Raw genomic sequence first — 7,929 nt, 5'->3', positions numbered from 1 at the left:
ATTCAATCGCTTCCCTCAGTTCCTTTTCTTAACATTAAGCCCAATAGTTTGAATATTCTGTAGCTTATCTATTCTCATCTCGTGGTTAACGATATATTTATATTTGCCTTTTTGTTGAAATTTCACATTTTTATCAACTATAAATTTATGGTCAATTAAATCACCCAAACCATTACCAAGCCACCTGCCATCAGGAGTGGCAAGAGTATATTCGTATCTTTTTTTTGATTGAATATTTTGAGGTGAATATTTGTCAATCATTACCCAAATATTGGAAAATTTATATTCACTTGTATTTCTAATTGTAAAAATCACATCATAAAAAGCCGATGTATCTTCGATGATAAATTGAAATTGAAAATTTTCATTAAAATCCCATCCTTCAGGATTGATGTCTATTTGTTTATCAAGAATATCAGGTTTTTGACAGGAGGTAAAAACAACTGTTATTAGTAAAAAGTAAAAGAGTATTATTTTTTTCATATTTAAATATTGCTATTTAGTGTCTCTAAGAAAACTTTGCAAAATTAGATTCCTATCTTTTTGTGATATTTTCATCTTTCTCAACTCACTGATGCTAAGGCATCGCCTCGTCTCAAAAAAAAATCTCTCCTGCCTGACGGCAAAGGCAGGTCAAAAATCTTAGAAATCATAAAATTTGATAGTTTTCTTAGAGGCACTATTTATCAAAATGGAAAAAGTCAACTTCATCTTCTGATTTTTTTTGTAATATATCTTCTTGAATAAAATCGGATAAATCATTTGGATAAATTCCTTTTTTATTCATTTTCATTATTTTCTTAACTTTATTAATATGAATTGGAAAAGTTCCATCATTATCATTGTCAATGTATGAAAACCACATTATTCCATTAAGAATGTCTGATTTAAAAACTTTTGCTTTATTTTTTTTCGTATTGAGAATAATGTTTTCATTAGGAAAGTTTGAAAGAGCTTCTAGATAACAGTTAAGCTCAAAATTCAGGCAACATTTTAACCTACCACATTGCCCTGAAAGTTTTGATGGATTTAAATACAAGTTTTGTTGTTTTGCAGCCACAGTAGGAACCGAAGTAAAGTTTGTAAGCCATGAAGAGCAACACAACTCTCTTCCACAATCTCCAATACCGCCTATCCTTCCTGCTTCTTGACGGATTCCAATTTGCCTCATTTCAACTTTTATTTTAAAGTTTTTAGCAAATATTTTTATAAGTTCACGGAAATCAACACGCCCATCAGCAGTATAGTAAAAGGTTGCTTTTTTACGACCAACCTGATATTCTATATCATTAATCTTCATTTCAAGACCAAGTTCTCTTGTATATTTCCTAGCACTTAGTAAAGTTTCATTTTCAATATTCCTAGTTTCTTTCCACTGTTCAATGTCTTTTAATGAGGCTAATCTTACAAGTCTTAATATTTCTTCTGAATCTCTGCTTATTTCTTTTTTAAACATTTGACGATTAGCAAGGTTGCTGCAAAGACTTATTAATCCAACATCATTGCCTGTAGCACTTTCTACAACAACTGCATCGCCTATATTGGTTCTAATTTTAGCAGGGTTTTTATAAAATCCTTTTCTTGTATTTTTAAATCTTACTTCAACAAATTCAGGAATGTTTTCTTCATCAACATATTTTAATTGGTTCATCCAATCAAAAGTATTAAGTTTATAAGAACATAAACTATGTTTTTTATCAGAATTAAGGTCTAATGTAGTCTTGTCTTCAGGATCGTTAAAAAAAGTAAAAGTATTGTCGTTTTTCATTGTTAGTAGCTTCTGAATTTAAAATCAAAAAGGTTATTTTTGTTTAATACTTACCTGTTTAAAAATTCTTTTAAATTGCAAAGATAGATTAAAAATGACTATTTTAGAGTTTGCATTTCTTTCAATATAATAATGTCCTTTATTTAGTAATTCATAAATTTCTTGTATTGTTTGTGAATTTACAAAAGGAGAAAATTTTATGGCAAAATCTTGTTCGCTTTTACTGAGGTGAGTAATATCCTCTAATTCATTACCCAACAAAAATGCTTCCCGAATAATTCGAATCCCATATTTTAAAAAATCCTTAAGATATTCTCTACCTTCTTTTACAGTTTTATTTATCCAATCATAAATTTTCTTAGGGTCTTTTTCGAATAAGTAGCACATTCGCATCCATTCTATAAAGCTTTCAGCATGGTCATTCTGTCCTTTTTGATAAAGTGAGTAAGCTTCTGAGTAATTTCCATTTGATAAATGTGCAATATTAATAGCTTCTTCATGTTCAACTCCAAAAGCAGTTGTTAGTTTATCAGATATAACATCATGATTTAAAGGAGGTAACAAGGTTGTTTGCATTCTGGAAATTATAGTGTTAAGTATTTTATCTTTGATTTGTGCAACAAAAATAAAGTAAGTATTTGCTGTTGGCTCTTCAATAATTTTAAGCAAAGAGTTTCCTGCTTTCCCTAAATATTCAGGAAGCCAGATAATTTGAAATTTATTTTTACCACTATATGCTTTTAAACTAAGATTTTTTATTATTCTATGACATTCCTCGATATATATATTTCCTTGCTTATTTTCTGCTTTTAATTTGACTAACCAATCAGTGTAAGTTAAATATGGATTTTCTAAAATAGCACTTCTCCATTCATTAATATAATCTTCACTTACTGATTTTCTATTATTTGGTTTTTTTATTATAGGATAGGTATAATGAAAATCGGGATGAATTAATTTTTCACTTTTTTTACATGATGAACATTCTCCACATGAATCATTTTCTTTTCTGTTGTTACAATTTATGTATTGAGCAAAAGCAAGAGCCAATGGAAGTCCACCAGTACCTTCATTCCCAAGGAATAAATTCGCATGACTGACTTTATTATTATTTACACTCTTAATCAGTTTTCTTTTAACATCTTCAAGTCCAACAACATCTGAAAATTTCATAAGTAATCTTCTTTTTTAAAACAGCATTTTTTTAAACTCAAACAAAAAATCCATTACAATAGATTTAACAAAGGTAATTATTTTTTCAGCAGTTTAAGACCAATTGTATTTATAAATTTTAAACAAAAAAAAGGAGTGAATTACTCACTCCTTTTTGTGATTGCTTCATTGAAGCAAAGTTTTTCGTTTTTTGAAAATGTTACTCAACTTCTTCTTCTGCTGGAGCTTCTTCTTCTGTAGTTTCTTCTTCAACTACAGCGTCTTCTTCAACAACTTCTTCTTCAACAACTTCTTCAACTTCTTCTTCAACAATTTCTTCTTCAACAACTTCTTCAGTTGCATCTTCTTCAACTACATCTTCTTCATTGTCTTTTGTGTTGTTACAAGCTACTGCTGTTAACATTCCAAAAATTGCGATAATTGCAAAATACTTTTTCATCATTAATTAATTTTAGTTTAACGTTAAATTTATATTGGAGCAAATTTCTGCATAATTTTACTATTACAAAGAATTTATTTCAAAATTAATTAAAATTATTTTTTTCTAAAAGACAATACTATTGTTGCACCCTCAAAATCAAACTGTTCTCTCAATTTATTTTCTAAATAATTTCTATAAGAATCTCTAATATAATGTGGATTATTACAAAAAAAGGCAAAAAATGGAAAAGTTGCATCAATTTGTGTTACGTATTTTATTTTAATAAATCTTCCTTTTACTGAGGGTGGTTGATTTTTTTCAATCATCTTAAGCATATAATTGTTAAGTTCAGAAGTAGAGATTTTTTTTCTTTGCTTTTTATAAACAGCAATTGCCTGATCCAAAGCATTAAAAATTCTTGTTTTATTTAAAGCTGAGACAGTAATTACAGGGATATCATTAAATGGTGCAATTTTTTGTTTTAATGATTTTATATAATTCGATGCTGTGTTTGTGTCTTTTTCAATTGTATCCCATTTATTCAATAAAATCACTATACCTTTTCTGCGTTTTTCGATAAGGCTAATTATTGACTGGTCTTGTCCTTGAAGTCCATCATTTGCATCTATCATCAAAATGCAAACGTCAGAATCATCGATTGAGCGGATAGCTCGTAATGTAGAATAAAATTCAACGTTATCTGTTACTTTGTTTTTTTTTCTTAATCCTGCTGTGTCAATTAAAACAAACTCTTTATTAAATTTTTTATAGTGAGTATGAATTGAATCCCTTGTTGTTCCGGGTATATCAGAAACGATATTTCTTTCTTCTCCTAAAAGAGCATTTACCAATGTTGATTTTCCAACATTTGGTTTACCAATAATTGATATTCTTGGAACATCAACAACTGGAATTTCCTCCTCTGATTTTTCATCAGGAGGTAAAAGAGAAATAATCTCATCTAAAAGATCACCTGTTCCCGTTCCATTTATTGCAGACACCGTAATAACAGTTTCAAATCCCAACTTGTAGAATTCATAAGAATCATTAATCTTTAAAAAATTATCTGTTTTATTTGGAACTACAATTATTGCTTTTTTAGATTTTCGTAAATATCTGGCAAAATCTTCATCAAAACTAGTTACTCCTACAGTATTGTCAACAACAAAAACAATTACATCTGCTTCATTTACAGCAAACTCAACTTGTTTCTTTATTTCTTTCTGAAAAACATCTTCATGTTTTTTTACATAGCCTCCGGTATCAACAACGATAAATTCTTTACCTAGCCATTCGGCATAATTATATTGTCTGTCGCGTGTAACTCCACTAATGTCATCAACAATAGCTTTTTTCTTTCCAATAATTCTATTAAACAAAGTTGATTTTCCAACATTTGGTCTTCCAACAATTGCTACTGTTCTTTTCATTTATTTTTGTTTTTATAAAGGGATTGTATTAAAAAAAAATAGGGAGTTTTAAAAATATTCTTGTTTTAGTTATTTCGATAAATCTTAAAAAGGACAAAGATAAAGATTTTTATTATTAATTATTTTAGGGAAAATAAAAAACCCCTCTTTTCAATAAAGAAAGAAGGGGTTTAAATTTGGAATAAAAACAATGTTTTTTACATCATTCCGCCCATGCCGCCCATTCCTGGAGCACCGCCCATTGGAGGCATATCTTCTTTGTCATCAGGATCGTCAGCAATAACACATTCTGTTGTTAAAAGCATACCTGAAACAGAAGCAGCATTTTCTAATGCAATTCTTGTAACTTTTACAGGATCAATAACTCCTGAGTCAAGAAGATTTTCATATTTTTCAGTTCTTGCGTTATAACCGAAATCATCTTTACCTTCTTTAATTTTTTCAAGTACGATAGAACCATCATGTCCTGAATTTTCAACAATAATTCTTAATGGTGTTTCAATAGCTTTTCTTACTATATCAATACCTGTTTTTTCATCATTGTTTTCAAATTTAACTTTATCTAAAACCGCTAAAGTTCTGATATAAGCTACACCACCACCGGGAATAATACCTTCCTCAACAGCAGCTTTTGTTGCGTTAAGTGCATCATCAACACGGTCTTTCTTTTCTTTCATTTCAACTTCTGAAGAAGCTCCAACATACAATACGGCAACACCACCTGCAAGTTTTGCTAATCTTTCTTGAAGTTTTTCTTTATCATAATCAGATGTAGTTGTTTCAATTTGACCTTTTATCTGATTTACTCTTTCTTTAATCTCTTTTGCTTTTCCTTTGCCGTTTACAATTGTAGTATTTTCTTTGTCAATAACAATTTTTTCGGCTTGACCGAGGTATGCAATGTCAGCATTCTCAAGGCTATATCCTCTTTCTTCTGAAATTAAAGTACCTCCTGTTAATACAGCAATATCTTCTAACATTTCTTTTCTTCTGTCACCAAAACCGGGAGCTTTAACAGCAGCAACTTTAAAAGAACCTCTGATTTTATTGATAACCAATGTTGTTAATGCTTCACCTTCTACTTCTTCCGAAATAATTAAAACAGGTTTGCCTGTTTGAACAACTTTTTCAAGAATAGGAAGTAATTCTTTCATATTAGAAACTTTCTTTTCTACTAAAAGAATATATGGATTTTCCAATTCAGTTTCCATTTTATCAGAATTTGTAATAAAATAAGGTGATTGATAACCTCTGTCAAATTGCATTCCTTCTACAATCTCAACATAAGTATCAGTACTTTTTGCTTCTTCAACTGTAATTACTCCTTCTTTTTTTACTTTTTCCATTGCTTCAGCAATAAGTTTCCCAATCTCCTTATCATTATTAGCAGAAACTGAAGCAACTTGTTCAATTTTACTAATATCGTCTCCTACAGGGTTTGAAATTTTTTCAATTTCTTTTATTATTGCTTTTACAGCATTGTTAATACCTCTTTTAAGGTCCATTGGATTTGCTCCGGCAGTAACATTTTTCAATCCTTCTGTGATTATAGATTGTGCTAAAACTGTAGCTGTTGTTGTTCCGTCTCCTGCATTATCAGAAGTTTTTGAAGCAACTTCTTTTATCATTTGAGTACCCATATTTTTTAATGGATCTTTAAGCTCAATTTCTTTTGCTACTGTAACACCATCTTTAGTAATTTGTGGTGCACCAAAGCTTTTTTCAATTACTACATTTCGTCCTCGTGGACCTAATGTTACTTTAACTGCATCCGCTAATGCATCCACACCTTGTTTTAAATAATCTCTCGCTTTTGAATCAAATTCAATAATCTTAGCCATATTTTTATCGTTTTTATTGTTTTTAAAAAATTATATTATTGCCAAAATATCAGATTCTTTCATAATCAGGTAATCTTCACCTTCAATTGAAATTTCTGTTCCGGCATATTTCCCATACAAAATTGTATCTTTTTCTTTTACTGTCATCGGTTGATCTTTTATTCCCTGACCAACGGCAATAACAATTCCTTGCTGAGGTTTTTCTTTTGCTGAATCAGGAATTATTATCCCTGATTGTGTTTTTTCTTCAGCATCTGATTGCTTAATCAACACTCTGTCTGCTAAAGGTTTTATTTTTTTTGTCATAATTATTATTTTTATGTTTTTTAAAATTACAAATGCGGTTATTCACAATTTATGCCAAAGCAAAAAATATATTTATTTCCACATTAGGCATAATTTTAAAAGTCATTTTGTCATGAATGGATAATTTGGGAGGGAGATTTTAGGGGGAAATCTTTTAATCCCTTAGAATATATCAAGTAATTCTAATGGGTTTGATATTATTTTTTTTGCTCCGCTTTCTTTTATTTCTTTAATAGATTTATAACCCCAACTTACTCCTACAGGATACATCCCTGAATTTATTGCTGTTTGCATATCTGTAGCAGAATCTCCTACATAAATAAACTGCTCGCATGAAATATTTAATATTTTGCTTATCTCAAAAGCTAAAACAGGATCGGGTTTTTTTGCAACTCCATTTTTTGCACCAAAAACAATATCAAAATTCCATTTGTCAAAAAGTATCTCAACTATTTTTTTTGTATATTTATGTGGTTTATTAGAAAGAATAGCAAGCTTATAATTTCTTTTTGTCAGTTCATCAAGCAATTCAGGAATTCCTTTATAAATGTAAGTTTTTTGAAGCCATTTTTCTGCATATATTTCTCTCATTTCCTTTTCACATTCTTCAACAGTCTTTTTATCTCTTTTGTTTTGGGGTAATGATGATATTACTAATTCAATTATTCCATTTCCTATAAATTTCATGTATTCATTAATAGAATGTTCAGGGAATTTTCGTTTTTTCAATACAACATTCATTGAATCTGCAATATCGACAATGCTATTTATTAAGGTGCCATCAAGGTCGAAAAGTACAGCTTTGAATTTCATAAATTTTTATTTTATTTCATTAAAAAGGTTTTTGCAATAAAAAATGCCGAATTCAAATTTAATTCAAATTCGGCATTTTAAGAATTTTTGTTACAACTTATACCAATTTAATTTCAAAACGCCTGATAAATAAATTAAATTATATTTTTCTTTTTTTAGGCAAAAATTCTTTGCATA

The 7,929-nt window shown here is 29.3% G+C and carries 8 protein-coding genes; all 8 read right to left on the bottom strand.

The genetic code is table 11. The features are described 5' to 3' along the window. Positions 1-15 precede the first annotated feature (15 nt). The gene (locus U9R42_13490; GenBank protein MEA3497034.1) at positions 16-483 is read right to left on the bottom strand and encodes a gliding motility lipoprotein GldH; all 468 of its coding nucleotides are present in this window, start codon (positions 481-483) and stop codon (positions 16-18) included. Positions 484-679: 196 nt separating this feature from the next. Next, positions 680-1,768 carry a regulatory iron-sulfur-containing complex subunit RicT gene (ricT, locus tag U9R42_13485; GenBank protein MEA3497033.1) on the bottom strand — a complete coding sequence of 363 codons (1,089 nt, stop codon included), beginning with the start codon at positions 1,766-1,768 and terminating at the stop codon, positions 680-682. Between the two features lie 33 nt (positions 1,769-1,801). Next, complete coding sequence (locus U9R42_13480; protein MEA3497032.1) at positions 1,802-2,941, bottom strand: hypothetical protein; 1,140 nt, start codon at positions 2,939-2,941, stop codon at positions 1,802-1,804. A 199-nt stretch (positions 2,942-3,140) separates the two neighbouring features. Further along, a complete protein-coding gene (locus U9R42_13475) occupies positions 3,141-3,383 on the bottom strand; it encodes a hypothetical protein (protein MEA3497031.1) in 243 nt (80 codons plus the stop codon). A gap of 92 nt (positions 3,384-3,475) precedes the next feature. Further along, a complete protein-coding gene (gene der / locus U9R42_13470) occupies positions 3,476-4,792 on the bottom strand; it encodes a ribosome biogenesis GTPase Der (GenBank protein MEA3497030.1) in 1,317 nt (438 codons plus the stop codon). Between the two features lie 197 nt (positions 4,793-4,989). Next, positions 4,990-6,633, bottom strand: coding sequence for a chaperonin GroEL (gene groL, locus U9R42_13465; GenBank protein ID MEA3497029.1), 1,644 nt, complete (start codon positions 6,631-6,633; stop codon positions 4,990-4,992). A 30-nt stretch (positions 6,634-6,663) separates the two neighbouring features. Then, the gene (locus U9R42_13460) at positions 6,664-6,939 is read right to left on the bottom strand and encodes a co-chaperone GroES (GenBank protein MEA3497028.1); all 276 of its coding nucleotides are present in this window, start codon (positions 6,937-6,939) and stop codon (positions 6,664-6,666) included. Between the two features lie 162 nt (positions 6,940-7,101). Continuing rightward, the gene (locus U9R42_13455) at positions 7,102-7,752 is read right to left on the bottom strand and encodes an HAD family hydrolase (GenBank protein ID MEA3497027.1); all 651 of its coding nucleotides are present in this window, start codon (positions 7,750-7,752) and stop codon (positions 7,102-7,104) included. Positions 7,753-7,929: the final 177 nt, after the last annotated feature.

The sequence above is a fragment of the Bacteroidota bacterium genome, assembly GCA_034723125.1.
Classification (GTDB): domain Bacteria; phylum Bacteroidota; class Bacteroidia; order CAILMK01; family JAAYUY01; genus JAYEOP01.
Note: the sequence above shows the minus strand (reverse complement) of the source record. Positions and strands in the feature narration are given on the sequence as shown.